This window comes from Rhizobium sp. SG_E_25_P2 (assembly GCF_029892285.1).
Taxonomy (GTDB): domain Bacteria; phylum Pseudomonadota; class Alphaproteobacteria; order Rhizobiales; family Rhizobiaceae; genus Rhizobium_E.
The window spans coordinates 1-26,380 of sequence record NZ_JARXVM010000027.1; the positions used below are offsets into that span (position 1 = coordinate 1).

Consider the following 26,380-nt stretch of genomic DNA (forward strand, 5'->3'; position numbering starts at 1 on the left):
ACCGGCAACGACATCCTCGATTACATCTCCAACAAGGAGGTGTTCCACTACGAGGACGGCTTCGTGTCGATCCCGCAGGGTCCGGGCCTCGGCGTCGAGGTGGACGAGGCCTATGTGATCGAACGCGCCAAGGAGGGCCATCGGTGGCGCAACCCGGTCTGGCGACATGCCGACGGCAGCGTGGCGGAGTGGTGAGATCAATCAGCGGGCGCCGGCGAAACCGGCGCCCGCCCATCATCAAGACAGGTGATGCGGCTTGGTCATGCCGTAAACAGGCGTATCCATGCCGACCTGGCGGGCCTTGAGCTGTAGCGACAGATATTGCGAGTAATGCCGCGACTGGTGAAGGTTGCCGCCATGGAACCAGAGAGCAGGCTGCTGCGTCGGTTTCCACATATTGCGCTGTTCTCCCTCCCAGGGACCGGGGTCCTTGGTGGTGTTGGAGCCGAGACCCCAGCATTTGCCGACCTTGTCGGCGACCTCGCGCGAGATGAGATCGGCCGCCCAGCCATTCATGGAGCCATAACCGGTGGCGTAGACCACGAGATCGGCTGGCAGTTCCGTTCCGTCCTTCAGCACCACGGCGTTTTGAGTGAGATGCGAGACATCCACGCCGGATTTCAGCTTGATCGAGCCGTCGATGACCAGGTCGCAGGCGCCGACGTCGATGTAGTAGCCTGAACCACGACGCAGATATTTCATGAACAGGCCGGACTCGTCGTCGCCGAAATCCAGCATGAAGCCGGCCTTTTCGAGCGCCGCGTAGAAATCGGCGTCCTGTTCACGGATCTTGTCGTAAATCGGGATCTGGAATTCATGCAGGATCCGGTAGGGAAGCGAGGCAAAGATGAGGTCGGCCTTGCGCGTGGTCATGCCGCCCTGCACCGCCCGCTCGGAATAGAGATCGCCAAGGCCAATCTCCATCAGTGAATCCGATTTGACGATATGGGTGGACGAACGCTGCAGCATGGTGACATCGGCGCCGGCTTCCCAGAGTGCGGCGCAGATATCATGGGCGGAATTATTGGAGCCGATCACCACCACCTTCTTGCCGGCATAGGCGTCCGGACCCGGATGCTGCGAGGAATGCTGCTGTTCGCCCTTGAACACGTCCTGTCCGGGAAATGTCGGCACATTGGCCTTGCCGGACATGCCGGTCGCTAGCACCAGCTGCTTCGGCTTCAGCACCACCTCCTGGCCGGCGCGATCGACGATCACGGTCCATTCGCCGGTCGCTTCGTCATATTGAGCGGATTTGCAAGTGGTGGAGCCCCAGTAATTCAACTCCATGACCTTGGTGTACATTTCCAGCCAGTCGCCCACTTTGTCCTTGGGCGTGAAAACTGGCCAGTTTTCCGGGAAGGGAATGTAAGGCAGGTGATCGTACCAAACCGGGTCATGCAGGCAGAGCGACTTGTAACGCTTGCGCCAGCTATCGCCGGGCCGCTCATTCTTCTCGATGATGATGGTCGGCACGCCGAGCTGGCGCAGCCGCGCGCCAAGCGCGATGCCGCCCTGGCCGCCGCCGATGATGACGACATAGGGCTGGGTGGAATAGCCGAGTTCGGCAGCTTCGGTCTCGCGGTTTTCCTTCCAGGTCTTGCGATTGCGGTCATGACCATGCTCGGCGCCCATCGGACGTTGGAAGCCTTTCGGCTCCTCATGGCCCTTGAGTTCGGTCATGGTGGTCAGCAGCGTCCAGATCAGCCCATCCTTGAGGCGGATGTGGCCATAACCACGCGCAACGCCTGTTTCGAATTCGAACCAGCCGTCCGTGACGCCGCCGGCCTCAGAGGCGGCCTCCTTGGAATCCTGCACGAAATTTGACGGCTTCGTCGCGGCCAACTGGGTGGCGAGCATGTCGCGGATCTGCTCATGGCCTTCTACGGTCTTGAGGTTCCAGGTGAAGGTCACCAGATCGCGCCAGTAGCAATCGGTCTGAAACAGGTTGACGGCAGCGTCGATGTCGCCGCTTTCGAGGGCTTGGCCGAGTTTTGAAAGAACCGAGTCGATCTTGGTTCCCGGGCTGATATCAAGCATGGTCATCTCCTCCATGGATGCTTGGTGGTTCGTGAGGAAGCGCCGGTTGCAGCGCTCCATTCGACTTCAGCGCCTTGGCGTCCGGGCTCCTCTCCCGGAAACCGAGGCTGAAAAGTTCATTTCGAAAGATCGATCAGGATCTTCAGATGCGCGCCGGCGGGATCGAGCAGGACGTCGAATCCTTCCTTGACGGCTGTGTCGAGGGTGATGCGCTTGGTGACGATCTTGGTCGCCGGCAGCAGGCCTGATGCGATCAGCCGGATCACCCTCGGCCAGTAATGGGTCGGGTAGGCCCAGGAGCCCTTGATCTCGAGATCGCGAAAGGTGACCTGGAACCAGTCGAGCGGGTTTTCATGCGGATGCAGGCCAGTCTGCACCACAACACCCTGTTTGCGAACGGCGTCGACGCAGGCCTTCAACGCATGTTCGTTGCCCACGCATTCGATGGCGACGTCGCAGCCGACATGGCCTTCCGTCAGCGAGCGAACGACATCGCCGACCTTGTCGCGCTTCGGGTTGATGGTGATGATATCGGGCAGCACGCCTTTCGCCAGCTCAAGCCTCGCATCATTGAGATCGGACACGAAGAGCTGCGCGGCGCCGGCGGCGCGGGCGGCGAGCAATGTCAGCATTCCGATGGGACCGGCTCCGGTGACCAGCACGCTACTGCCGGCGGTCACGCCGCCGCGATCGCAGGCATAGACCGCGACCGCCGTGGGCTCGACAAGAGCAGCCTCTTCATCGGTCATGTCATCGGGAATTTTCTGGACATTGTATTCGTTGACAACCGCCGCTTCGGCCATGCCGCCGCCATCCCAGCTCAGCCCGACCAATGCCAGTTCGGGGCTCAGATGAAACAGGCCGCGATCGGCAAAATAGTCGCCGGATCTCGGCATGACCAGCGGCTGGATCGACACCCGGTCGCCGACAGCAACGGACGTCACCCCTGCCCCGATAGCCTCGATCACGCCGCCGAATTCATGACCGAGAACCTGCGGACCATGTGCGCCGGTAAAGGGATGCGGCTCGGTGGGGATGAAGATCGGGCCGTAGCTATATTCGTGAAGGTCGGTGCCGCAAATGCCGACGAAGCGATTGCGGACCAGGACCTGCCCCGGCCCCGGCTGCTTGGGTTCGGCAATGTCTTCGAGCCGCAAATCCTTGGCGGCGTGAAATCTGAGCGCGCGCATGTTTTCTCCCTTTGGTCTTTTTGACGTAAAGTGAGCTGCAACCCCCGTGCCAGCGGCAGCGTGTGGTTCAATTATTTGAATTCACGGCATTTTCTCGGTCGATTACCACATCTTGCGCCACAACTGTGGCGCAACAAGTGTGGCGCGCGCCACAACAGCGCCCTCAATGCGTCCGGTCTATGCCGAGCCGCTTCATGCGCCGATGCAGCGTGGTGCGGTCGATGCCAAGCCGCCGGGCGGCTTCGGACACATTGCCCTTGCAGGCGGCCAGGATGGCGCGGACATCCGCTTCAGCCGTCTCCTGATCGGCCAAACCGCCTATATGCGTGAGATGATCCGGAAGGTCGGCGACCTCGATCAGTCCGCCCTCGCAAAGCGCGGCGGCAAAGGCGATGGCGTTGTCGAGTTCACGGATATTGCCGGGCCAGGAATAGTTGAGGATCAGCATTCTGGCCGCGCCGGAAAGACGCAAAGGGCGGCCTATGGCTCCGTGCTTTTCGAGAAGTCTGTCCAACAACCAGACAAAATCCTCGCGCGCCGCCAAAGGCGGCAGCGACAGCACTGCGGCGTTCAGCCGGTAATAGAGATCCTCGCGAAATTTTCCGGCCGCCACCATATCGGCCAGCAAGCGATGTGACGCCGAGACGACACGGAAATCCACCTTGCGCGGCGCAGATCCGCCGACAGGCAGGACTTCGCCCTCCGCAAGCACGCGCAGCAAGCGGCTTTGCGCCGCAAAGGGCATGTCGCCGATCTCGTCGAGAAACAGCGTGCCGCCCTCGGCCTCCTCGACGAGCCCTTTGCGCCCCTTGGCGAGCGCACCGGTAAAGGCGCCGGGTGCGTGGCCAAACAATTCGCTCTCGATCAGTTGTTCGGGGATCGCCGCGCAATTGACCGCGACGAAGCGGCCGGCAACGCCACTCGCCTCGTGAATGATCCGCGCCAGGAATTCCTTGCCGGTTCCCGTCTGCCCCTGCAGCAGGATCGGCAAGCGGCTTGGCGCGAGCTTTGCGACCTTGCGCCTGAGACCGTCGATCAGTGGCGAAGTCCCGCCCAATCGGGAGATCGCGGGCGCCGGCCGCGCGAGCCTGGCGACCGGCGCGCCGGCGACACGGCTCTGCGGTTCGATCGCATGGGCATAGAGGAGGCCGCCGTCGCGCAAGGCGATCCGGCGATCCTGCGGCAGGCTGGCGCGCGTCAGCGAGGCAAGCTCATCAAGGCCTGCTTCGAAGAAGTCGGCGACGGGCTGGCCGATCATCAACTCGGGGCTGCGCCAATCCAGCCCGCGCGACCGGGCGAGAAGCCGCGCGCCGCCATGGGTCATCCCGGTGATGTGCCCGACGCCATCCACCGACACAGCCGCTTCCGGATCGACATCCAGAAACTCGGGCGCTGCAGCGAAACGCAGAACCAGGTCATGGCGGCTATTGGCCATGAGATTGGCGAGTTCGATCCGCCGCACGGTGGAGGACACGAGATGGCGCGCCATGTTCTGGCTCGCCTTCAGAATGGGCGAACTGAGGAGAGAAATGTCGAGCACCGCCGTCAACGCGCCTTGCGTATCATAGATCGGGGCGGCGGTGCAGGAGAGCGGCGTATGGGTGATGTCGAAATGATCGGTCTGATGGATCGTCAGCGCTTCGCCGGTGGCGATGCAGGCGCCGACCGCGCAGGTGCCGGCGCGCGGCTCCGACCATTCCGAACCAAGATAAAGCCCAGCCTTACGCAGATTGTTGTTGAAGGAGGCGTCGCCGAGAAATTCGACAGTCACACCCTGACGATCGGAAAGGAGCAGCACATAATTCTGCTCGGCGACCTGTCGATAGAGCCGCTCGAGACCGGAGCGGGCAATATGCACCAGATCCTCGGCCTGCTGGCGATGTTCGCGCAGCCGCGTTTCAGAAACGATCACCGCCTCGCGCGCTTTGGCCGGATCAAGCTGATACGTGTCCAGGCATCGACGCCAGGATTCGACGACCAGCGCGTCCCTCCCCGTATTGCTGCCCTGCCCGACGCGCTCGATTTCCTTGACGTGCTCCGAAAAACCCATGAAATCACCGGCCAGAAACAGGCCGCCTCCCGTGATCCTCAGGGAGAGCATAACCGCAATTGCGGCGAGAGCCTAATCGTTCAACAAAATCGGCAGCCTTTATCGCGTCATTGACGCGACAGCCGGAGAGGCGCATCGCCCGGCAGGATCACGGGCTCTTGGCGAGCGGTCCCAGCAGCACATCGCCGAACAGGGGCTGGTAGCTCTTTCGGATGTCCGGATCTTCCTTGAACGACAGCGCGTATTGGCCGATCTGGTGGAAATAGGTGATGCGCGCCCGGACAATGCTTTCCTTGTCGGAATAGCCGATCTTGAGGAAAGAACGCACCAGAAGCTGGATGCGCAGTTCGTCGATCGCATCCACTTCCCCGGCAATCTTCTTGGATGTCCGCGCCCAGTCGCGGATGGCGAGATCGAGTTTCGGGCTGAAGGGTTTTTCGTCGACCCAGGTATGCACGATGTCGCTGAAGAACTGCACGCCGTCGGTAACCTCCCGTTCCACCATTGCCTGGAAAGGCGCGCAATTGGATCGCCGCCATTCCGAGAGCAATTCGTCGTGCAGATCGCTCAGGCTCGAAAAATGGAAATAGAAACTGCCGCGCGTCACCTTGAACTGTCGCGCCAGCCGGTCGATCTTCACCTCGGCGATGCCGCGCTTCTCCAGAACCTTGCGGGCCGCCGCCACCCAACCCTCGCGCGTCAGCGTCCTGCGGGCGACTTTGCCTGTATCCTCGGCGTCGGGAGCTGCGGATAACTGTTTCGCTTTTGCCAAAGGCTCTTCGCTTTCAAGACCGGAAATGGCCGGCGACATCGCCGGCCGGCCCGGATGTCTCATCCTGCCGTTAGCAACCAGCGGGCGCTGAATCAAGGGAGCGCGCTGATCCGCTCCAACATAAGTGCGAAGAAGGGATCGGGATCGATCCTGCGCAGCACGTTGCAGTTTCTCTCCTGCCCAGTGACATGCCACCAGTCGACCACTGTCATGCCGATCGTCACCGGCGACGAAATCTCCACCGTCACATGGCACTCGCGCTGCTCGAAAATCTCGGGCGCCAGCAGATAGCCGGTGACGCAGGCGTCGTGAATCGGCCGCGCTTCGGTCGGGAATTTGTGCGAGCCGTAGATGCGGAAGAAGTCGGCGAGATTGGCCGCCTCGATCGCCGCGCGGCTGCCGGTCGCCCGGAGCCTGGCGAGCCATTCCGGGGTCATCTGCGCGGTGTAGGTGCAATCGATCCCGGCCATGGTGACCGGCACGCCCGAGGCGAACACTTTATGGGCCGCGTGCGGATCGACATAGATGTTGAACTCGGCAGCAGGCGTGGCGTTGCCGCCCTCGAAGAAGCCGCCGCCCATCAACACGACTTCACGGATGCGCGGAATAATCCGCGGCTCCATTGTCATCGCCATGGCGAGATTGGTCATCGGTCCGAGCGTGCAGACGGTGATCTCGCCGACCTCCGCCTCCATGATGGTGCGCACCATCCAGTTGACGCCGTGCTCGGCCTGCAGCGGCGTCACCGGTTCCGGCAGATCAGCGCCGTCGAGGCCCGTTTCGCCATGCACATATTCCGCCGTCATCAACGGCTTGACCATGGGAGCCGGGCAGCCGGCGAATACCGGAACATCAGGCCGGCGCGCCAATTCCACCACTTTCAGCGCATTGATCGCGGTAAGCCTGAGAGGAACGTTGCCCCCGACCGTGGTGATCCCGACGACCTCCAATTCCTTTGGCGAGCCGAGCGCGAACAGAATCGCAAAGGCGTCGTCCTGCCCCGGATCGGTGTCGATAATGATCTTGCGTGGGGTCATTGTTTTGATTTTCCCATGATTGACGAATGCCTATTGCCGATATCATTTCTATGTGTAGAAATACAGTACTGTATCGTATGTTCAAGACAGGAGTTTGGCGATGACCTCGATCGACCGCGGCGACTTTTCCGAGATTCCGATTCTAGACGTCTCTTCGCTCTACGGCGATGACGAGGCGGCCATTCGCGCCACGGCGGCAACGCTGCGCAGCTATCTCGAGACCATCGGCTTCCTTTATGTCGTTGGCCACCCCATTCCCCGCGCCGATGTCGAGGCGGTCCGCGAAGCCAGCAAGCGTTTCTTCGCTCTGCCGGACGAGGAAAAGCTGAAGCTCAAGATCGACAAGAATTTTCGCGGCTTCCTGCCGTTCGCCGGCTCCACCATCGTCACCTCCTCGGTCGCCACTGTCAGCAAGCCGAACCAGAGCGAATCGATCTTCTTCATGCATGAAGTCGACGAAAACGATCCGCGCGCTATTGCAGGCGAGCCGCTGCAAGGCCCGAACCAGTGGCCGGATGAGGCGCAGCTCGCTGGATTCCGCGCCACGATCGAGCACTATGTGGAAGAGATGAGCACGCTGGCGCGCAAGATGGTGCGGGCGATCGCGCTCTCGCTCGGCCTACCCGCCGACAATCTCGACCGCTATTTCGAAGATCCGACCACGTTCCTGCGCCTGCTGCATTATCCCACCCAACCGCAGGAAGAAGGCCTGTTCGGCTCTGCGCCGCATACCGATTACGGCTTCATCACGCTGCTCGCCCAGGACGATGTCGGCGGCCTCGAAGTCAAGAACAAGGCCGGCGAATGGGTCCCGGCTCCGCCAATCCCGGATTCCTTCGTGATGAATGTCGGCGACATCCTCGCCCGCTGGTCCAACGACGTCTTCGTGTCGACCCCGCATCGCGTCATCAATCGCACCGGTCGCGAACGCTATTCGCAGCCCTTCTTCTTCGATCCAGCCATGAACGAGATGATCGAAGCGCTGGATGTCTGCGTGCCCGCTGGCGCCGAGCCCAAATATCCGCCGGTTCAGTATGGCGATTACCTGATGGAGCGGATCGACAAGAACTATCACTATCGCAAGAAGCAGGCAGCGGAAGCCGCCGCCGCCAAGATCTGAACCCGCCAGGAGGCTCGTTTGGGACCACAGGTCGATCCTGTCACGTCTGCCGAGACGCCGCCAGCGAAGGCCGATGTGGTCATCGTGGGCGGCGGCATTATCGGGCTGAGCACGGCGCTTTTCTTGGCGCGCCGCGGTCTCTTCGTGGTCGTCTCCGAAAAGGGCGATTTCGTCGGCGAGCAATCGAGCCGCAACTGGGGCTGGGTGCGGCGCATGGGCCGCGACCCGCGCGAATTGCCGCTGATCGTCGAGTCCATGCGGATCTGGGACGACATGAATATGCTGGTTGGCGCCGATGTCGGCTTTCGCCGGACCGGCATTCTCTATCTCTGCGACCAAGAAGACGATGTCGCACATCATGTCGATTGGCTGACGCGCGCGGGCGATTTCGCCTTTGACACCAGGCTGGTGCGGGGCGCTGAACTCGCCGATCTTCTGCCCGGCGCGGCGAGAAACTGGCATGCCGCGCTTTATACAGCGAGCGACGGTCGCGCAGAGCCGCAAAAAGCAGCATCGGCGATTGCGCGAGCAGCGGCGGCTGACGGCGCTGTCCTTATGGCCAATTGCGCCGTCCGTGATATCGAGACCACCAATGGACGGGTCTCTGCAGTCTTAACCGAACATGGGCGCATTGACTGTCACACGGTAGTTGTCGCGGGCGGCGTCTGGTCGACGAAACTGCTGCGTCGTTTGAATGTGAGACTGCCGCAACTCGGCGTTCGCGCCTCGGTGCTGCGCACCAGCCCAGTCTCGGGCGGCCCCGATGGCGCAGCCTGGTGCAAGGACTTCGCCTATCGCAAGCGACTGGACGGCGGCTATACGATCGCCGACGGCAGCCAAAACCGCCATGATATCGGCGCCGACAGCTTCCGCTATTTCGCAGATTTCGTGCCAATGATGCGGCAGGAATGGGGAAGCTTCAGCCTGGGCTTACCCTCTCCGCTGACCGTGGACATCAAGGGGGAAACAGAGTTTGAACGGATGCGCACGCTCGACCCCGCGCCCTTGAACCATCGCCTGACACAGACATTTTCAGACCTGCAAAAAGCTTTCCCGATTTTTCGGGGCGCCAAAGTCGAGCAAAGCTGGGCTGGCATGATCGATGCGACACCCGATGCGATCCCGGTCATTTCCAAGGTGCAGTCGCTGCCGGGATTGGTGATCGCGACGGGATTTTCCGGCCATGGCTTCGGCATCGGACCCGGCGCGGGCAAGCTCGCCGCCGATCTGGTCACCGGCGATGCGCCGCTCGTTGACCCCACAGCCTTTCGCTACGAACGCTTCATTGACGGAACGCGGCCAAAGCCGACGACGGGGGTGTGAAGCAATCGAGAATTTCCGTCCAGCGGGTCTGGACCGGAAGCCAGCGGGACCAGGCTTAAAGCGGAACCCGGCGGCGGGAGTAACAACAAAGAAGAGAGGAACGACTGACATGAAATCTTATCTGACCTATGCAGGCCTCGGCCTCGCCGCCATGATGACGGTCTGGAGCGGCAACGCTGTTTCGGCTGACATCAAGGCTTCACCCGACGTGGCGAGCAGCGGCAAGCTTTCCGTCGCCAACACGCTGGATTACGCGCCCTTCGAATATCTCCACGCCGACGGCAAGCAGACCGGCATCATCGTCGAACTCGCCGGCGAAGTCGCCAAGCTTGTGAAGGCGGAGCTCGATATCCAGCGCACGCCCTTCCCGTCGATGATCCCGGGCCTGGCCTCCGGCCGTTTCAGAATCGCCTGGGAAACCTTCTCCGCCAATCCCGACCGCCTCAAGCAGGTCGATTTCGTGATGTTCATTAAGGCCGGCATCGCCGCCTCGACTTCGCCGGAAAAGAAGGACAGCTTTACCGGCGACATGCCGCTCTGCGGCAAGCGCATCGGCGTCTCCGCCGGCAGCGCCTCCGACTTCCTTGTCGACAAGCTCAGCAAGGATTGCGCCGACAAGGGCCAGGAAGACATCAAGAAGTCCGTCTTCAACTCCTCGACCGACATCGTCCAGGCTGTGCTGTCCGACCGTGTCGACGCCCGTATGGACGACGCCACCGCATCCAGCTATTTCGAAGTCACCAGCAAGGGCCAGCTGGTCGTGCTGCCGACGCTTTATGACGTTGCGCCGCTCGGCCTCGCCATCGCCAAGGATGACCCGGCGACCGCCGAGATGATGGTGTCCGCGCTTGCGGAGCTATTCAAGAACGGCAAGTATCAGGAGATCTTGAACAAATACGGCATGGGCGCCTATGCGATCAAGGAGCCCTATTTCGTCAACACGATGGAATCGCTCCGCGCGGAATAAGGCCTGAAACCGGCTCCAAGAGAGCCTGTTGAAAGGCTCTTTCTGAGCCGTCCAATCCATGAGCGTCGCCGGACCAACAACGGCGGCGCATCGTCGGCGTTTCAATCCAGGCGCCATCCGAGAATACCAAGGACAGAGTCATGAGCACCGCCGATCCTCCCCACTCCCTCGCGCATGCGGCCATCGCCGAGCAGGTCTCGCGCCTGAAGGTCGTGCCGCAGCGGCAATACGGCATCTGGATCGGCACCGCGATCGCTCTCGTGCTGGCCGGGTTCATTATCCGCGCCTTCGCCGTCAATCCCGCCTTCGACTGGGGCACAGTGATTGGCTATATATTTCATCCTCCGATCCTGCGCGGACTGGGCACGACGCTTCTGCTCACCGTGCTGATCATGGCGGTGGCCATCGTTATCGGCGCTGTCATCGCTATCATGCGCGTGTCGCCGAGCCCGATCCTGCGCGCTTTCGCAGGCGTCTATGTCTGGTTCTTCCGTGGCGTCCCGGCGCTGATCCAGCTGATCTTCTGGTTCAACCTGTCGATCCTGGTGCGTGAGGTGTCGCTGACGGTTCCTGGCCTCGGCACATTGTTTTCCATCCGCACCAATGACCTGATGACGCCGTTTCTCTCCGCCGTCGTCGCATTGTCGCTCTGCGAAGCAGGCTATATGGCAGAGATCATCCGGGCGGGCATCAAATCGGTTCCCTCAGGCCAAGCGGAGGCGGCGAGCGCGCTCGGCATGCCCTATCGTCTGATCCTGAAGCGCATCACACTGCCGCAAGCCATGCGCTTTGTCGTTCCGCCGACCGGCAACGAAGCCATCAATCTGCTCAAAATGACCTCGCTCGTCACCTTCATCGCCGTCGACGATCTCTTCTATTCGGCGCAAAGCATCTATGCCCGAACCTTCGAGACCATACCGCTGCTCATCGTGGTGGCCGTCTGGTATCTGGCGGTGGTCAGCATCATGTCGGTCGGCCAGCATTTCCTAGAACGTCATTTCGGTCGGAGCGACAAGAGCGAGGAGTCGCTTCTGGCGGATATTCTGGCCAAACTCATGCCCATAAGCAGGAGGCAGAGTCATGTCTGAGGCCAGCATATCCAACCGCGACCGCTTTCAGATCCCTCCCGAATCCATGGTGTTCGCCCGAGGCGTACGAAAATCCTATGGCAACCTTGAGGTTTTGAAGGGCATCGACCTCGATGTTCCCAGAGGCTCCGTCACCTGCATCATCGGCCCTTCGGGCTCAGGCAAGAGCACCTTCCTGCGCTGCATCAACCATCTCGAGAAGCTCTCGGGAGGCCTGCTGCTCGTGGATGGCGAATTCGTGGGTTACGATCTGGTGGGCGACAATCTCCATGAGGTGAAAGACAGGCTGCTCTGCCAGAGGCGCGCAGAAATCGGCATGCTGTTTCAATCCTTCAACCTGTTTTCCCACATGACCGTGATGGAGAACATGATCGAGGCGCCAACGCAGGTGCGCCGTATGCCCGTCGACCAAGCCCGCGCCGAAGCCGAGGTGCTGCTCAAACGCGTCGGCTTGTCCGACAAGCTCGATCGCTATCCGCGCGAACTCTCAGGCGGCCAGCAGCAACGCGTCGCCATTGCCCGCGCCATGGCGATGAAGCCGAAAGTCCTGTTGTTTGACGAACCGACCTCGGCGCTTGATCCGGAACTGGTTGGCGAAGTGCTTGGCGTCATGCGCGACCTCGCTGAAAGCGGCATGACCATGGTGGTGGTGACTCATGAAATCGGCTTCGCCAGAGAAATCGGCGACCAGTTGATCTTCATGGACCAGGGCGTGATCGTGGAGCAAGGCGATCCGCGCGTGATGATCGCCGATCCGCAATCTCCCCGCACGCGGGAATTTCTCTCACGCGTGCTCTGATTTCCGGGCAGCGGGCACATGGGACAGCACGCCGCCGCGCCGGAAAAGCAACCGGCTTCGACCACGCCGACTTTTTCACGGATGAGAGCAGCGGCGTCCTGAGCTTTCAGGCCGACGCCTTTGATGTTCGGAAACGCATCGATCGCGCCATGCGGACTTTGGCAGAATATTCCGGGCGTCTGACTCAACCGACTGACGACAAGTTCGCGCTTGCGCCGGTCTTCGTCGTCCACCAGTTTCTCTTGCAGAGCCCGGCGCAGCGCTAGTTCGCCGCGCATGTCGGATCAATGCACCCATCCGTCCCGTAGCGCCTTTACCGTGGCGTCCTTGATATGATCAGGCGCGTCATGGAAGGGTTAACCGAGTTCGAGATGAATGGGATCACGTCCCTGACTTGCTATTGCGGAGCCTTCTGAGACATTCCGAAACTCTTGGGGGGTATCTGGGTAATCCGTTTCGCAAGACGTGGCATGTCTGATCTCCAACATTGGCGTTTGGAACGGCGAACCGCGTCTTGATTTGGATCCAGCAGCTCTTGCGCGTTTGATCAAATGATGCCGCGCCTTGTTTTTCAAGGTTCTGACAGATAGATTTTCGCCGCAGGCGAAACTGACCTACCTGAAAAGGGATACGCATTGGCTTTGGACGAGAATTTCGGCCCGGTTCTGGGGAGGGTCACAGTTCAGGACGCCGTTTACGTAAAGCTGCGAGAGGCCCTGCTTCTCGGCCGTTTCGATCCGGGTCAAGTGCTGACCATCGCATCACTTTCGCAATCGTTCGACACCAGCCACATGCCCGTCCGCGAAGCTTTGCGACGGCTTGCCGCCGAAAATGCGCTTGAAGTCGCCCGCAACGGTTCCGCTCGCGTGCCAGCCGTCAGCTCCGCCCGCCTCGACGACCTCTGCCGCGCACGCGCTTCCATAGAGGGACTCGCCACGGAACTGGCGGCGCAATTGATTTCCATTGAGGAAATCGACGCGTTGGAGGGCGTGGTTGCCGCGCATGAACTCTGCGCCCAAAACGGCCAGGTGTACGAAATGCTGAGCGTCAATCGTGAATTCCACTATCGGATCTATAGCGCGTCGAGATCGGAAGTGCTCACCCAGCTCATCGACACGCTTTGGCTGCGCTACGGCCCCTATATGCGCATGCTCCCGGCCTATGTCGCCCCGCGCATGGCCACCGAAGACTTTCGATCCTACACCGTTCATCACCGCAGGATCATCGCGGCTATGCGCCAGCGCGACGCGGTGCGCGCGCGCGAGGAAATGGTTGCAGATATCAGAGACACGCAGGATCTCTTGCGCAGACTTATCGACAATTGAGGCCGCCGCCACCCTACCGGGCTCCCTGGCGCCGATGACAAAAAGCTGGGAACTAAGTTGATGTTTTTTATATATTTTTTAGGAATAAAAATATTCTTCCGCCAGTTCAAAATTCCTCCCGCAGACCAGATTGACGAAAAGTCCCCAATATGATCTTTTGATCAAAATAGTTGAGGCTTGAAATGTCCAGGTACTTTCTCTTCCACTCCATCGGAACCTTTCCGGGCAAAGCAGAACAGATGAGCGAAGCGTTGTCGCGCTTTTCGCAGATCTGGTCTGCGGAAGACGACGGCCAGTGGCCGGCAGCGCTCGCGGAACGTCAAGCCTTCATTGACGCCTGGCGTAGTGTAATCGGCGCCCCCCCGGGCTCGGTGACGACGGCCGAGAACGTCACGACAGCGCTCTTCAGTTTGGTTGGCGGACTGCCCGCGAACCGGTTGCGCGGCAAGCGCCTGCTCGTGGCGGCAGATTGTTTCCCTAGCCTGCATTTCCTCTTGGCCGGCATAGCGCGGAGGTTCGACTTCGTCCTCGATACGGTGCCTTTCCGTCCAGGCGAGGCCTGGGTTCGCGACGAGGACTTCATTGCCCATTGGCGAGAAGATGTCGGTCTCGCGCTCCTGACTTTCGTTTCCTCGACCACATCGCACCGCGTGGATGTTGAGCGGTTGGCGGCGCATGGGCGCGCGATGGGATCGGTCGTCGGCATCGACATTACGCAAGGCGTCGGCGTCGTTCCCTTTTCCGTGGCGGCCGACACTGTCGATTTCGTCGTTTCCACATCGCTTAAATGGCTGTGCGGCGCATCAGGCGCCGGCGTTCTTTATGTTCGCCCCGACCTGCTCATGGACTGCCAGCCCGAACTGCGCGGCTGGTTCAGCCAGGAAAACCCCTTCTCCTGGGATCTCGACAAGTTCCACTACGCTGGCGACGCGCGTCGCTTCGATCACGGCACGCCTTCGATCCTGGCCTCAGTCGCTTCGCTTCCAGGCCTCAATTGGGTGATCGCGCGTGGGGTTGACGCCATCAGGGCCAACAATCTCGAAGCCGCCCACAAGATTATCGGTCACGCTCGGGATCTCGGCTGGAAGATCGCGTCGCCTGTTAACGACGACGAACGCGGAGGCAGCGTCATGCTGACGCTGCCCTCGACGGTCGAGCCCACAGCGGTGATCTCGGCGCTCCGGGCTGAGGCGATCTATTGCGACGCGCGCGGCAGCACCATGCGGCTTTCGCCAGGCGCAGTGACGTCCGAAAGCGCCGTCGATGAGCTTTTCACTGCGCTTGAACATATTGCGCCGAAGGGAAGCAGCACGCGCGCATGACATGAGAACCACCGCGCCCTGATGGACGCGAACCGCCCCACCTATGGTTAACCATTTGAAAAGCGGGTGTTTATGCCGCTTTTCAAGGTAAAAAGAGCCGGATTATTCGCGGTCAGTGGCGATGACTTCAGAAAATATTGAGCCGCCGCATCAGGATTTGCCAGCGGTCCAGCCGCAACGTGCTGGCGCCATGATTGCTGCGGGCGACGGCATCGACGAGCACATTCAGGATCAGCGTCAGGGCGACTGTCGACTCGATGAACAGTCCCGAGCCGGACGCTGCAAACATCGTGTGGTCGGCGACATCATGCGCCCAGTCACAGAATTCATCGCTGATGACGATCACCTTGATGCCGTTTTCCTTGGCGATCTGCGCCACTTTCAAACCGTCATTGGCATAGGGAACGCCGTCGATCAGAATTAGAACCAACGGCTTCGGACTGGGGTCGCCGATAAAGGACAGCCATTCCCCGAGCATATCGTCATGGGCGGACATGAAGCGGACATTGTCTCGGGCGAGAGCCAGGCGGCGAGAAAAATCCTCGGCTGTGCCGCGCAATGCCTGAAAACCCGTCACGAAGATCTGCTCCGCGATGGTCGCGGTTTCCACAAGTTCGCGCCAGGGCGCGCCCTTGAATTCCACGAACAGCCGTTCGATGGAGCGGATCTCATTCTCGCGCACCTCTGCGTAAATGTCGGGCGAAGCAGCGCTTTCGCTCTCGTCTGACAGATGCCTCTCGTTGACTGCCTCGACTTTCAGCTCAAGCTTCAGGCCGGCAATGCTTTTATAGCCAGCCCGGCGCAGGAAACGGCTGACGGAGATTTCGCTGACCGATACCTTGCGCGCCAGCGAACTGCCGGTTTCGAAAGGAATCTGGTCGATATGCGCGATAATGAAATGCGCAATTCTGGCCTCGGTCGGCGTCAATTCTGGAAGCAGCGATTGAAATTTTCGGATTGTGGTTGCGGACATCAATGTCGCGGCTTCGCCGCCTCCGGTTGAGACAGAAATATACCATAATAATGTTATTGACAGAAGTAAACGCCAAGAAGATTGTTTACCCATAAATGAGCAATGAAAACATTCGCCATAGGGGAACTACAATGAATCGTCGTAACTTTATCAAATCAGTCATATCCGCAGGCATCGGGGCGCCGTTCCTGCTCGAACAACTCTCTTCAATAGCCGCCGCAGCCGGAAAGAAGGTCCTGCGCATCGGCTATGCGGCCCCGGTGCAGACGCTTGACCCGATCAAGACGGTCTTTGCTCCCGATATCATCAGCCAGGGCATGATGTATGCCCGCCTGTTGAAGGCCAATGCCGATCAGAGCGAAGTTGGCCCCGGGCTTGCCGAAAGCTGGACAATCTCCGACGACGGACTGACCTACACATTCAAGCTGCGCGCGGGTCTGAAATTCTCGGATGGCAGCCCGCTGACGGCCGAAGACGTCGCTTTCAGCTACAACCGCATGCGCTTCCAGAAAGATACCGTCTACGCGGCGCCCTTCCAGCCGCTGGTAAAGATTGAAGCCGTGGACGCGGTCACGGTGAAATTCGGTCTCGATCGTCCCTTCCCGCCGTTCCTCAAGCTCTGCGAGATCTGGAATACCGGCATCGTCTCCAAGAAGACCGTGACTGCGATGGGCGACGAGGCGTTTGGCGCGAAGCCGGCCGTCACATCCGGTCCGTTCAAATTCGTCGAATGGAAGACCGGCGACCGCGTGATCATGACGCGCAACGAGCACTATTACCGGGATGGCCTTCCCCATCTCGATGGCATCGAGTTCATCTTCGTGCCGGATGTGAATACCGGCGTCTCCATGGTTCAGGCCGGCGAACTCGACGTCAGCATGGGCGTGCCGTTCGCGCGCATGAAGGAGCTTGAAGCAGCCGGCGTGACTGTTGTCTCCGAGCCGTCGAGCGCCACCTCTGATATGCTCATCAATCACGCCAAAGCGCCATTTGACAATCTTGCCTTCCGTCAGGCCGTGAGCTTTGGCATCGATCGCCAGCAGATCAATGACGCGGTCACCGCAGGTTACGGGACCGCCGCATCATCGATCTTCAGCCCCAAGCTCGATTTTTACGACAAGGACTTGAAGGTCATCACCCGTGATGTCGAAAAAGCCAAGGAACTTCTGGCGAAATCGGGGGTGGCGGACACATCCTTCACGCTTCTGACCAATGCCGGGGCCACCGATGAAGACAAGACGGCCGTGCTCATCCAGGCGCAGCTGTCAGAGATCGGCATCAACGTCACAGTGAATTCGATTGATCCAGGGCAGGCCTGGACCCAGCTCGTGGCGGGCGATTATCAGGCGCAGCTTAACTGGTGGTACAATGAAACAACGGACCCCGACAACGCCGTGCGCTGGTGCGTCTGGGGGGCCGGCGCTAACAAATCCTATTACACCAACTACAACAATGACGAGGTCAATAAGCTGATCGACGCTGCGGCAGGCGAAGCCGACCAGACCAAGCGGGCCGCCATGTACAGCCAGATCCAGAAGATCTGCGTGGATGAAGTAGCGCAAGTCGCGCTCTATCATCCGTCTTGGACAAGCGCCCGCTCAAAGGCGGTCACAGGACTGGTGTTCGACCTTGGCTCGCAATATGCGGCAATCGACGACGCTGACCTCAAGGGCTGAAACCCGGTATTCTGACCGCGCAGGTGTTTTTCAATGACGCGATTCGCCTTTCTGTTGCGAAGGCCGTTCGAGCTGATCCCGGTTTTATTCGGGATCAGCCTGATCACCTTCGTTCTGTTGCAACTCACGCCAGGCGACCCTGTCCGCCTTTTGCTGGGTCCCAAGGCGGGCGAGGCCGCCATCGCCCTGGTGCGTGAACGCTACGGGCTCGATAAACCGCTGCTGGTTCAGTATTTTTATTACATCAAGAATGTTCTGTCCGGCGATTTCGGCCAGTCGATCACCTATCGATCGGCCATCGGGCCCGTGATCCTCGAACGGATCGGCCCGACCGTCTACATCCTTCTCTATGGCCTATCGCTCTCGGTGCTCCTGACGCTGGTCCTGGGTGTTATGGCCGCGCGTAGCCGTGGCGGCTGGGTCGATCAGACCATCCGCATTCTCTGCGTTGTGGGAGTGGGCGTGCCATCTTATGTCGCCGGCCTGCTGCTGGTGCTGGTGTTCTCGCTGTCGTTCAAGCTCTTTCCAGTCTCAGGCTATGCAGACGGCGTCTTTGCCAATCTCCATCATCTCTTCCTGCCGGCGCTCACCATCGCCATTTCGGTCACGCCGATCCTAACGCGGAATTTCCGGGCCACTCTGCTGCAGCAGATGAATGCCGGCTATGCGATTGCGGCGCTGTCCAAGGGCGTGTCACAAAGGGCGGTGTTCTGGCGGCATGTATTCTGGAACTCGCTTCTGCCGACCGTGAGCCTGTTCGGGGTCGTCGCGTCCTTCCTGATCGGCGGCACGGTGGTGATCGAGAATGTTTTCAACATTCCAGGTCTCGGCCTGCTCCTGGTGCGCTCGGTGCTCAGCCGCGACTATCTCGTCGTGCAGGGCGTGACGATCGTTATGGCGCTCGGCATCGTGTTGTCGAACCTGATCGTGGATATCCTGATGGCGGCGCTCGATCCGAGGGTCAACCCATGACGCGCGCGCTTATGTGGTTACGACGTGAGGCTCCGCGATCGCTTCTCGTCGGTCTTGCAATCACCCTGTTTTGGATTGTGGCGGCGGCGCTTGCGCCAGTTCTCAGCCATTTCGACCCGATCAAGATTGACGTTATCAACGCCTTGCAGCCGCCCGGCGGCGCGCATCTTCTCGGCGCCGATTCCGTCGGCCGCGATGTGCTGACCCGCATCCTCTATGGGGCGCGGATGGATCTGCTGATGGCGGTCGCGGGCGTCGCCGGCCCGTTCATTCTGGGCACTGCGATCGGCCTTCTCGCCGGCTATTCCGGCGGCTGGCTGGACGCCTTGCTGATGCGCATCCTCGAGGTGACCATCTCATTCCCCTACTTCGTCCTGGTCATCGCCATTGTCTCGATCATGGGGCCGGGTCTGCAAAGCTACATCATCTCGCTGACCGTGGTGAACTGGGTCACCTATGCGCGGCTCGTGCGCGCCGAAACGCTGGTGCTCAGCAATGCCGATTTCGTGCTGGCGGCGCGTGTGCTGGGCTATCGCCCCGGACGGATCATGCTGCGCCATATTTTCCCCAACGCCATCATTCCATCGAGCGTGTTTCTGATGACCGATGCGGTTCTGACCATCGTGCTGGGATCGTCTCTCGGCTTTCTGGGCCTCGGCGTGCAGCCGCCGACACCAGAATGGGGCGTCATGATCGCCGAAGGCAGGACTTATCTCGGGTCTGCCTGGTGGATCTCACTGTTCCCAGGGCTCGCTCTCTGCTCGCTGGCGTTCGGCCTGTCGCTGGTCGCCGATGGCATGGCGCAAGTCCTGGACCCGGAGGCCTGAAATGGAGGATCTCGTCTCTATCGAAAACCTCTCTGTCAGCTTCGACACCAGCCATGGCCCGGTTGACGCCGTCAAGGATGTGTCATTTACAATCAGGCGCGGCGAAGCTCTGGGAATCGTGGGCGAATCCGGATCTGGGAAATCGGTGGTCTGCCGCGCCTTGCTGCAGATCTTTGCCGCCAATGCGCGGGTGACGAACGGGAAGATCCTCCATGAGGGCAAGGACGTGCTGGTCATGTCCGCCGCCGAACTCAACCGCTATCGCGGCGAAAAGGCCGCGATGATTTTCCAGGACCCGTCCACCCATCTCGATCCGATCATGAAGGTCGGCGATCAGGTCGCCGAGGGCCTGAAGATACACCGCAAGCTGAACCGCGCACAGGCAGGCGATCAGGCGGTTCAATTGCTTGACGACATGAAGATCCTCGACCCCGCACGGCGCGCCTCGGCCTATCCGCACGAACTGTCGGGCGGCATGCGCCAGCGCGTGATGATCGCTGCGGCGCTTGCCTGCTCGCCGGGCCTTTTGATCGCCGATGAGCCGACCACCGCGCTCGACGTCACCGTCCAGGCGCAGATCCTTGGCCTGCTGCAGAAGATCCGCAAGGAGCGTGATCTGACGGTTGTGCTGGTTTCCCATGATCTGGGCGTGATCGGGGCGGTGTGCGACCGCATCATCGTCATGAAGGATGGCGCCATCGTCGAAACGGGCTCCACCGAGGAGATTCTGACCGCGCCAAAGGCGGAATACACCCGCAATCTTATCCGATCGCAGCCTTCCCTTCTGCCGGATCGCGCCGACACAACCTCCAGCGGACCAGATGTCGTGTCCATCGACAAACTGTCGGTTCATTTCCCCGCGCCGCGTCGTCTGTCTGATGTCATCACCGGCAGGCCCGCGCATGTGGTGCGCGCGGTTGACGATGTCAGCCTCTCGGTCCGGCGGGGCGGATCGCTCGGCATTGTCGGCGAGTCCGGCTCGGGCAAAAGCACGCTCGCCCGCGCCATTGTCGGCCTTGTCCGCCCGACATTCGGCGCCATCAACATTGCCGGTCTAGAGGACGTCAAAGCGCGCAGCCGCGTCGTGCAAATGGCGTTTCAGGATCCTTATCTGTCCTTGAACCCGTCCTATACGATTGCCCAGACGTTGTCGGAACCATTTATCGCCCATGGCCTCTGCGCGCCGTCGGAAACGCCAGAACGGGTGAAGGCGCTGATGCAGACGGTGGAACTGCCGGAGCACCTGCTTCGCCGCAAATCAGGCCAGCTGTCCGGCGGTCAACGCCAGCGGGTGGGCATCGCCCGCGCGCTCGCAATGTCGCCGGAGATTCTCATCGCCGATGAGGTGACCTCGGCTCTGGATGTCTCCATTCAGGCGCAGATCCTGGAATTGTTCAAGCGCCTGCAGGCGGAACTGGGGCTGACCCTGATCCTGATTTCGCATGACCTCGCCGTGGTCCGCTATCTGTGCGAAGACGTCGCCGTGATGCAACATGGCAAACTGATCGAATATGGCCGGAGCGCCGATGTCCTGCGCCATCCCCAGACCGAATACACCCAGGCGCTGCTCGACGCCGCGCCAAAACTGATGATCGCCAAAACAGGACCATGACTTCCATGACCAAACCCCGCGCCCGCGCGCTTGGCCTGCCATTTCCCGGCGCACCTGGCCCCAACAACGCCATCACCGATGTGCCCGGCGTTCTCGTGGGTTTTTGCACGCTGACGGATCCGGCGCAGAACATGCGCACGGGCGTCACCGCGATCATCCCGCGCGCCGAGAAGGATAGCCCCCATCCGGTCTGGGCGGGATTTCACACCCTCAACGGCAATGGCGAAATGACCGGCGTCCATTGGATCAATGACGCGGGTTACTTCGTCGGACCGGTCTGCATCACCAATACCCATGGCGTAGGCGCTGTGCACACCGGCGCCACGCGTTGGATGATCGATACATACGCCAAGCATTTCAAGGAAGAACACGCCTGGGCGATGCCTGTCGTCGCCGAGACCTATGACGGCTGCCTCAATGATATCAATGCGATGTTCGTCAAGCCGGAACACGCTTTGGCGGCGCTGAACGACGCCCGCTCCGGCCCCGTGGCGGAAGGCTCCACAGGCGGTGGCAATGGCATGATCGCCTATGGCTTCAAGGGCGGCACCGGAACCTCGTCGCGACGGGTGGTGATTGGCGGACAGACCTATACGGTGGGCGTGCTGGTGCAGGCCAATTTCGGCATTCGCCCCTGGTTTACGGTGCTGGGCGTGCCTGTCGGCCGCGAAATGGGCGAGGACTGGCGTCAAACCAAGGAAACCGGCTCCATCATCGTGGTCATCGCGACAGATGCGCCTTTGTCGGACGCCATCCTGCGGCAACTGGCCAAACGCGCCTCGATCGGCATCGGACGATCCGGCTCGCCGGGCGGAAACGGGTCCGGCGATATCTTCCTCGCATTTTCCGTGGCCGATGAGATGCCAAATTCGCTGCATGCAGGGTCGGTCATCACGCGCCATTCGCTCAATTGGGAAGAGCTGGACCCCTTCTATGAAGCAGCGGTTGAAGCAGTCGATGAAAGCGTGATCAACGCCATCGTTGCGGGCGAAGATGTCGAGACCTTCAAGCCGCAAGGCTATATCTGCCCCGCTCTGGACACCGATCGACTGATGGCCATCATGGCCGCCCATGGGCGCGCCGGCGGACAAAAGCAAGGAGACTGATCATGGCTCTCAACCAGGCAAGAGAAGACGAACGATTTCTGGTGACCGGTGTGCAGATGCCGGTATCGCTGACCGAGGACAATATCCCCGCCATGCGCGCCAAGGTCGCGGAGACCATGGCGCTGTTTCCCGGAACCGATATGATTGTCTTTTCCGAGCTTGCCATGCATGGCCCGCTCGACGCGCGCATCTCGCCCGATCCATCGAAGGATATCGAGGTATTCCAGGCGCTGGCGGTCAAGCACGGGGTCTGGATCATCCCTGGGTCAATGTATGTCCGGCGCGAGGGCCTGGTCTTCAACCACGCCGTCGTCATCAGCCCCGATGGCTCCATTCAGGGCCAGTATGACAAGATGTTCCCGTTCAAGCCGTTTGAGTCGGGCGTGGCTGCGGGCGCTTCGGTTCTCGCTTTCGACGTGCCGCGCGTCGGACGCTTCGGCCTCAGCATTTGCTATGACATCTGGTTTCCCGAGATCATGCGGACCCTGTCGAGCATGGGCGTCGAAGTGTTGATCCATCCGACGCTGACCGGCACCACCGACCGAGCCGCCGAAAACGCGATCTCCAAGGCAACGGCGGCGATGTTCCAGTGCTATGTTGTTGATGTCAACGGTCTCGACGGCGGCGGCAATGGCCGCTCTCTGGTCGCCGATCCAAGCGGCAACACCGCCTATCAAGCCGGGCAGGTCTCGGAAATTTTCCCGGTCATGCTCGATCTCGGGCTTGTGCGTCAGGCGCGTCGCGACGGCGCCAACGGGCTTGGTCAGGTGCTGAAATCCTGGCGCGACCGGGAAAGCGAATTCGACATCTATGCGCCCGGAAAAACATCGGCCTATCTGGACAGGCTCGGTCCTCTGGAGCCGATGAGAAAGCGGCCTTTGTAGCTCACGATCCCGGCCGCAAAAGCGGCGTTGCGCACACGGGCGTCTTGATGATTTGCCCTACAGCCGCATGAAGCGACACCTCCGGTTGTCAGAGAATCTCGACGGGCTTGGTCCACTGGATGAGCACGACACAGCCTTCCTCCGATGAAACGGAATGGATGCTGCCCTCGGGATTGGCGACCAGCGAGCCCGGTCCGTAATGGCCGTATTCGTCGCTTTGCGAGCCTTCGAGCACCAGGATCGTCTCCAGCCCTGTATGCCGATGCTTCGGCACGCTGGCGCCCGGCGCATAGCGCAGAAGCGCCAGTTCCGGCTCGCCGCGCAGGATACGGCAAATCTCGACGCCGTCGCGAAAATGTTCGAACGCGCAGTGACGCCAGCCGCTCGTCAGGAATTGCGCCATATGCAGGGTGTCAGTCATCAAGGGCCTCAACAATCTCATCGACAATGGCCGCCCATCCGACGATCGCGCCCTGGGCGGTCATCATGTCGATGGCGGCTTTCTTGAATTCGGGGAAATAGCTTTCGGTGGCGTCCGTCGCGAGCAGGCACTCATAACCACGGTCATTCGCCTCGCGCATGGTGGTCTGAACGCAAACTTCGGTGGTCACACCCGCAAACACCAGTTGGGAAACGCCTTTTTGCGCGAGGATATCGCCGAGAGGAGTTGCGTAGAACGCGCCCTTTCCCGGTTTGTCGATCACGGTTTCACCAGCCAGGGGATAGAGAGCCTCAACGATATCCGCTCCGTCCTCGCCCGCAATCAGGATGCGGCCCATGGGGCCCGGATCGCCGATGCGCAAGGACGGTTTGCCGCGCGTCCGCTTGGCCGGCGGGCAGTCGGAAAGGTCGGCTGCGTGGCATTCCCGCGTGTGGATGACAGGTAATCCGGCCTTGCGGAAGCCGGCGATCAGCCGCGCCGTGGCGGGCACGATCGCCTGCAACAGCGAGACGTCGTTGCCGAGCGTCGCGCCGAAGCCGCCCGGCTCGATGAAATCGCGCTGCATATCGATGACAATAAGCGCGGTCTTGTCCGGGATGAGAGTGAAGTCGAAGGGACGCGCCTTGATCGTCGCCATCAGTGATGTCCCGCCATGTGTTTTCCGATGTCCCCGATATCCGCATTTGCCGCCGGTGTCTCATAGACGATGCCGCCGTCCGACATGACCAGAATGCGATCCGAAAGCTCGAGGATTTCGTCGAGATCCTCGCTGATCAGCAAAACCGCCGTCCCTGCATTGCGCGCCGCCATGATGCGGGCGCGGATTTCCGCCACCGCCGAGAAATCCAGCCCGAAACAGGGATTGGCGATCAGCAGGAGATCCACCTTGCCATTGAATTCACGCGCCAGAACCGCGCGCTGGACATTGCCGCCCGAAAGCGCTGCGATCGGCGTGTCCAGCGACGCCGTCTTCACCTTGTATTCGCCGACCAGACGGGCAGCCAAGGCCGCCATGCGACGGTTGTCGAGCCAGAATTTCGGTTTGCCTTCGGCAAAGTCGAAATCGCGGAAGAAGATGTTCTCGGCGACGCTCATTTTCGCCGCGCAGGCGTTGCGCAGCGGTTCTTCCGGCAAAAAACGGACATTCAACGCGCGCACCTGGCTGCGCGTGGCGTGAAATGGCGCGCCGCAGACCTCGATTGCGCCCTCCGACACCGGACGCTGGCCGGACAGGATCTCCATCAACTCCATCTGGCCATTGCCGGAAATGCCGGCAATGCCGACGATCTCGCCGGACTTAACCTGGAGTTCATCAATCGCGATGGTCTTCAAGCCGGAGCGGTCGGAAGCCGTCACGCCCGAGACTGTCAGAACAGGCTGTCCATTGTGAACGAGACGAGCGGCTGGCCGCACCAGTTCTTTCTCGCCGATCATCATTGCCGCCATGTCCGCAGTCGACAGATCCGTGACCTTGCCGCCGCCGACATGTTCGCCGCGCCTGAGCACGGAGATTTCGTCGGCGAAGGCCGTCACCTCTCGGAATTTGTGGGAGATCATCAGACAGGTGAGGTCGCCGCTGGTGGTCAGACCGCGCACCATGCCGAGCAGTTCATCCGCCTCTGCCGGCGTCAGCACCGAGGTCGGTTCATCGAGAATGAGGAAACGACGCCCGAGATAGAGTTGCTTGAGCAGTTCCAGTTTCTGCTTTTCCCCCGCCGCCAGTCTGCCGACGGGAACATCCAGCGGCACGGCGAAAGGCATCTTTTCCATGAAGGCGGCAAGGGCTGCGCGTTCCCTCTCCCAGCGAATGCGCGTCGGCACGTCATTGCGGCTGATCACGAGATTTTCGGCCGCCGTCAGCGAGGGCACGAGCGTGAAGTGCTGGTAGACCATGCCGAGACCAAGATCATGAGCCGCGCGCGGGTCTGGCGCGTCCACTTCGCGGCCCTCCACCACCATCTGCCCTGACGTCGGCCGATAAAAGCCCATCATGCATTTGACGAGGGTGGATTTGCCTGCGCCGTTTTCCCCGAGCAGGACGTGAAACGAACCGGCGTCTATCTTGATCGACACGTCGTTCAACGCCGTAAAGGACCCGAAGCGCATGGTCATGCCGATCGTTTCCACACTTATGGCGCGCGATGGCGTTTCGTGCTGAAGCGGCGGAACCCTCATGGCAGGGCCTCGACGAATTTGGCGCTGTCGGAGACCGCGCCGAATACGCCGCCCTGCATCTTCACCATCTTGATCGCGGCGGCGTGATTGCCGGGGTCCGTCGCCGCGCAGCAGTCTTCGAGAAGCAGACATTCGAAGCCGCGGTCATTGGCCTCCCGCATCGTTGTATGGACGCAGACATCAGTAGTTATGCCAGAGAGCACGATGTTCTCGATGCCGCGTGTTCGAAGAAGCAGTTCGAGATCGGTGGCGCAGAAGGAGCCCTTGCCGGGCTTGTCGATGATTGGCTCGCCTTCAAGCGGCTTGAGCTCGTCGATGATCTCCCAGCCCGGTTCGCCGCGCACCAGAATGCGCCCACAGGGACCGGCGTCGCCGATGCCGGCGCCGATCTGGCGCGAGCGCCACCGCTTGTTCGGCGGCAGGTCGGACAGGTCGGGCCGATGGCCCTCGCGCGTGTGGATGATGTGGTAGCCTTTCGCCCGCATGGCCCCGAGCACCGACTTGATCGGCTCGATCGGCGCGCGGGTGAGCGAGATGTCGTAGCCCATCGTATCGACATAGCCGCCCGGTCCGCAGAAATCCGTCTGCATGTCGATGATGATCAGGGCGGTGTTTTCCGGCCTGAGATCGCCGTTATACGGCCAGAGATAGGGGTCAGCCTGAATGGTGGTCATCATAGT

23 protein-coding genes and 1 pseudogene are annotated in these 26,380 nt (G+C 60.8%); 14 read left to right on the forward strand and 10 right to left on the reverse strand.

Translation table 11 applies throughout. The features are described from left to right. Positions 1-195 (forward strand): annotated as a pseudogene (locus tag M2360_RS25485) (D-galactonate dehydratase); the annotation flags it as partial. A 42-nt stretch (positions 196-237) separates the two neighbouring features. Here the strand turns inward: M2360_RS25485 and M2360_RS25490 are convergent. From M2360_RS25490 to M2360_RS25510, 5 genes are all read right to left on the reverse strand, one after another. After that, positions 238-2,040, reverse strand: coding sequence for an NAD(P)/FAD-dependent oxidoreductase (locus M2360_RS25490; protein ID WP_280778200.1), 1,803 nt, complete (start codon positions 2,038-2,040; stop codon positions 238-240). Between the two features lie 116 nt (positions 2,041-2,156). Further along, the gene (locus M2360_RS25495; protein ID WP_280778201.1) at positions 2,157-3,230 is read right to left on the reverse strand and encodes a 2,3-butanediol dehydrogenase; all 1,074 of its coding nucleotides are present in this window, start codon (positions 3,228-3,230) and stop codon (positions 2,157-2,159) included. A 163-nt stretch (positions 3,231-3,393) separates the two neighbouring features. Further along, positions 3,394-5,280, reverse strand: coding sequence for a sigma-54-dependent Fis family transcriptional regulator (locus M2360_RS25500; protein ID WP_280778202.1), 1,887 nt, complete (start codon positions 5,278-5,280; stop codon positions 3,394-3,396). A gap of 148 nt (positions 5,281-5,428) precedes the next feature. After that, the gene (locus M2360_RS25505; RefSeq protein WP_280778203.1) at positions 5,429-6,091 is read right to left on the reverse strand and encodes a TetR/AcrR family transcriptional regulator; all 663 of its coding nucleotides are present in this window, start codon (positions 6,089-6,091) and stop codon (positions 5,429-5,431) included. 53 nt (positions 6,092-6,144) lie between these two features. Next, positions 6,145-7,089: a nucleoside hydrolase gene (locus tag M2360_RS25510; protein WP_280778204.1), complete on the reverse strand. Its 945-nt coding sequence runs from the start codon at positions 7,087-7,089 to the stop codon at positions 6,145-6,147. A gap of 100 nt (positions 7,090-7,189) precedes the next feature. On the opposite strand from M2360_RS25510, the gene M2360_RS25515 reads away from it, so the two are divergent. The 7 genes from M2360_RS25515 to M2360_RS25545 all read left to right on the forward strand — a co-directional run bounded on the left by M2360_RS25515 (position 7,190) and on the right by M2360_RS25545 (position 15,033). Then, complete coding sequence (locus M2360_RS25515) at positions 7,190-8,209, forward strand: 2OG-Fe(II) oxygenase family protein (RefSeq protein ID WP_280778205.1); 1,020 nt, start codon at positions 7,190-7,192, stop codon at positions 8,207-8,209. Positions 8,210-8,227: 18 nt separating this feature from the next. Next, positions 8,228-9,532, forward strand: coding sequence for an FAD-binding oxidoreductase (locus tag M2360_RS25520; protein WP_280778206.1), 1,305 nt, complete (start codon positions 8,228-8,230; stop codon positions 9,530-9,532). Between the two features lie 109 nt (positions 9,533-9,641). Continuing rightward, a complete protein-coding gene (locus tag M2360_RS25525; protein WP_280778207.1) occupies positions 9,642-10,499 on the forward strand; it encodes an ABC transporter substrate-binding protein in 858 nt (285 codons plus the stop codon). 140 nt (positions 10,500-10,639) lie between these two features. After that, entirely contained in the window at positions 10,640-11,587 is a 948-nt protein-coding gene (locus M2360_RS25530; protein WP_280778208.1) for an amino acid ABC transporter permease, read from the forward strand. Continuing rightward, entirely contained in the window at positions 11,580-12,386 is an 807-nt protein-coding gene (locus tag M2360_RS25535) for an amino acid ABC transporter ATP-binding protein (protein WP_280778209.1), read from the forward strand. The genes M2360_RS25530 and M2360_RS25535 overlap by 8 nt, the downstream gene beginning before the upstream one ends. Before the next feature lie 635 nt (positions 12,387-13,021). Beyond that, positions 13,022-13,711, forward strand: a complete 690-nt coding sequence (locus M2360_RS25540; RefSeq protein ID WP_280778210.1) for a GntR family transcriptional regulator — start codon at positions 13,022-13,024, stop codon at positions 13,709-13,711. A 182-nt stretch (positions 13,712-13,893) separates the two neighbouring features. Then, positions 13,894-15,033: an aminotransferase class V-fold PLP-dependent enzyme gene (locus M2360_RS25545; protein WP_280778211.1), complete on the forward strand. Its 1,140-nt coding sequence runs from the start codon at positions 13,894-13,896 to the stop codon at positions 15,031-15,033. 127 nt (positions 15,034-15,160) lie between these two features. On the opposite strand, the gene M2360_RS25550 is transcribed toward M2360_RS25545, so the two are convergent. Then, a complete protein-coding gene (locus M2360_RS25550; protein ID WP_280778212.1) occupies positions 15,161-16,006 on the reverse strand; it encodes a MurR/RpiR family transcriptional regulator in 846 nt (281 codons plus the stop codon). 131 nt (positions 16,007-16,137) lie between these two features. Between M2360_RS25550 and M2360_RS25555 the strand changes: the two genes are divergently transcribed. The 6 genes from M2360_RS25555 to M2360_RS25580 are packed head-to-tail and all read left to right on the forward strand — an operon-like array spanning position 16,138 to position 23,083. Then, the gene (locus M2360_RS25555; RefSeq protein WP_280778213.1) at positions 16,138-17,682 is read left to right on the forward strand and encodes an ABC transporter substrate-binding protein; all 1,545 of its coding nucleotides are present in this window, start codon (positions 16,138-16,140) and stop codon (positions 17,680-17,682) included. A 33-nt stretch (positions 17,683-17,715) separates the two neighbouring features. Continuing rightward, a complete protein-coding gene (locus M2360_RS25560) occupies positions 17,716-18,654 on the forward strand; it encodes an ABC transporter permease (RefSeq protein ID WP_280778214.1) in 939 nt (312 codons plus the stop codon). Continuing rightward, positions 18,651-19,481 carry an ABC transporter permease gene (locus tag M2360_RS25565; RefSeq protein ID WP_280778215.1) on the forward strand — a complete coding sequence of 277 codons (831 nt, stop codon included), beginning with the start codon at positions 18,651-18,653 and terminating at the stop codon, positions 19,479-19,481. The genes M2360_RS25560 and M2360_RS25565 overlap by 4 nt, the downstream gene beginning before the upstream one ends. A 1-nt stretch (position 19,482) precedes the next feature. Then, positions 19,483-21,093, forward strand: coding sequence for an ABC transporter ATP-binding protein (locus M2360_RS25570; protein WP_280778216.1), 1,611 nt, complete (start codon positions 19,483-19,485; stop codon positions 21,091-21,093). 5 nt (positions 21,094-21,098) lie between these two features. Continuing rightward, entirely contained in the window at positions 21,099-22,199 is a 1,101-nt protein-coding gene (locus M2360_RS25575) for a P1 family peptidase (protein WP_348529579.1), read from the forward strand. Between the two features lie 2 nt (positions 22,200-22,201). Beyond that, a complete protein-coding gene (locus M2360_RS25580; protein ID WP_280778218.1) occupies positions 22,202-23,083 on the forward strand; it encodes a carbon-nitrogen hydrolase family protein in 882 nt (293 codons plus the stop codon). A gap of 88 nt (positions 23,084-23,171) precedes the next feature. Here the strand turns inward: M2360_RS25580 and M2360_RS25585 are convergent, their stop codons facing one another. Genes M2360_RS25585 through M2360_RS25600 form a run of 4 tightly spaced genes read right to left on the reverse strand, consistent with a single transcriptional unit; the run spans position 23,172 to position 26,377 of the window. Beyond that, the gene (locus M2360_RS25585; protein ID WP_280778219.1) at positions 23,172-23,504 is read right to left on the reverse strand and encodes a cupin domain-containing protein; all 333 of its coding nucleotides are present in this window, start codon (positions 23,502-23,504) and stop codon (positions 23,172-23,174) included. Further along, positions 23,497-24,162 (reverse strand): isochorismatase family cysteine hydrolase, encoded by a 666-nt coding sequence (locus tag M2360_RS25590; RefSeq protein WP_280778220.1) that lies wholly within the window; start codon positions 24,160-24,162, stop codon positions 23,497-23,499. The genes M2360_RS25585 and M2360_RS25590 overlap by 8 nt, the downstream gene beginning before the upstream one ends. Beyond that, positions 24,162-25,700 carry an ABC transporter ATP-binding protein gene (locus M2360_RS25595; protein WP_280778221.1) on the reverse strand — a complete coding sequence of 513 codons (1,539 nt, stop codon included), beginning with the start codon at positions 25,698-25,700 and terminating at the stop codon, positions 24,162-24,164. The genes M2360_RS25590 and M2360_RS25595 overlap by 1 nt, the downstream gene beginning before the upstream one ends. Continuing rightward, positions 25,697-26,377, reverse strand: coding sequence for an isochorismatase family cysteine hydrolase (locus M2360_RS25600; RefSeq protein WP_280778249.1), 681 nt, complete (start codon positions 26,375-26,377; stop codon positions 25,697-25,699). Before M2360_RS25600 ends, M2360_RS25595 begins: the two co-directional genes overlap by 4 nt. Positions 26,378-26,380 lie beyond the last annotated feature (3 nt).

What these genes read in the sequence shown, in the direction of transcription:
- M2360_RS25490 (WP_280778200.1), bottom strand. Translation starts at nt 2,040, where the DNA reads ATGCTTGATATCAGCCCGGGAACCAAGATCGACTCGGTTCTTTCAAAA.
- M2360_RS25495 (WP_280778201.1), bottom strand. Translation starts at nt 3,230, where the DNA reads ATGCGCGCGCTCAGATTTCACGCCGCCAAGGATTTGCGGCTCGAAGAC.
- M2360_RS25500 (WP_280778202.1), bottom strand. Translation starts at nt 5,280, where the DNA reads ATGGGTTTTTCGGAGCACGTCAAGGAAATCGAGCGCGTCGGGCAGGGC.
- M2360_RS25505 (WP_280778203.1), bottom strand. Translation starts at nt 6,091, where the DNA reads ATGTCGCCGGCCATTTCCGGTCTTGAAAGCGAAGAGCCTTTGGCAAAA.
- M2360_RS25510 (WP_280778204.1), bottom strand. Translation starts at nt 7,089, where the DNA reads ATGACCCCACGCAAGATCATTATCGACACCGATCCGGGGCAGGACGAC.
- M2360_RS25515 (WP_280778205.1), top strand. Translation starts at nt 7,190, where the DNA reads ATGACCTCGATCGACCGCGGCGACTTTTCCGAGATTCCGATTCTAGAC.
- M2360_RS25525 (WP_280778207.1), top strand. Translation starts at nt 9,642, where the DNA reads ATGAAATCTTATCTGACCTATGCAGGCCTCGGCCTCGCCGCCATGATG.
- M2360_RS25530 (WP_280778208.1), top strand. Translation starts at nt 10,640, where the DNA reads ATGAGCACCGCCGATCCTCCCCACTCCCTCGCGCATGCGGCCATCGCC.
- M2360_RS25535 (WP_280778209.1), top strand. Translation starts at nt 11,580, where the DNA reads ATGTCTGAGGCCAGCATATCCAACCGCGACCGCTTTCAGATCCCTCCC.
- M2360_RS25545 (WP_280778211.1), top strand. Translation starts at nt 13,894, where the DNA reads ATGTCCAGGTACTTTCTCTTCCACTCCATCGGAACCTTTCCGGGCAAA.
- M2360_RS25550 (WP_280778212.1), bottom strand. Translation starts at nt 16,006, where the DNA reads ATGTCCGCAACCACAATCCGAAAATTTCAATCGCTGCTTCCAGAATTG.
- M2360_RS25555 (WP_280778213.1), top strand. Translation starts at nt 16,138, where the DNA reads ATGAATCGTCGTAACTTTATCAAATCAGTCATATCCGCAGGCATCGGG.
- M2360_RS25560 (WP_280778214.1), top strand. Translation starts at nt 17,716, where the DNA reads ATGACGCGATTCGCCTTTCTGTTGCGAAGGCCGTTCGAGCTGATCCCG.
- M2360_RS25565 (WP_280778215.1), top strand. Translation starts at nt 18,651, where the DNA reads ATGACGCGCGCGCTTATGTGGTTACGACGTGAGGCTCCGCGATCGCTT.
- M2360_RS25570 (WP_280778216.1), top strand. Translation starts at nt 19,483, where the DNA reads ATGGAGGATCTCGTCTCTATCGAAAACCTCTCTGTCAGCTTCGACACC.
- M2360_RS25575 (WP_348529579.1), top strand. Translation starts at nt 21,099, where the DNA reads ATGACCAAACCCCGCGCCCGCGCGCTTGGCCTGCCATTTCCCGGCGCA.
- M2360_RS25580 (WP_280778218.1), top strand. Translation starts at nt 22,202, where the DNA reads ATGGCTCTCAACCAGGCAAGAGAAGACGAACGATTTCTGGTGACCGGT.
- M2360_RS25585 (WP_280778219.1), bottom strand. Translation starts at nt 23,504, where the DNA reads ATGACTGACACCCTGCATATGGCGCAATTCCTGACGAGCGGCTGGCGT.
- M2360_RS25590 (WP_280778220.1), bottom strand. Translation starts at nt 24,162, where the DNA reads ATGGCGACGATCAAGGCGCGTCCCTTCGACTTCACTCTCATCCCGGAC.
- M2360_RS25595 (WP_280778221.1), bottom strand. Translation starts at nt 25,700, where the DNA reads ATGAGGGTTCCGCCGCTTCAGCACGAAACGCCATCGCGCGCCATAAGT.
- M2360_RS25600 (WP_280778249.1), bottom strand. Translation starts at nt 26,377, where the DNA reads ATGATGACCACCATTCAGGCTGACCCCTATCTCTGGCCGTATAACGGC.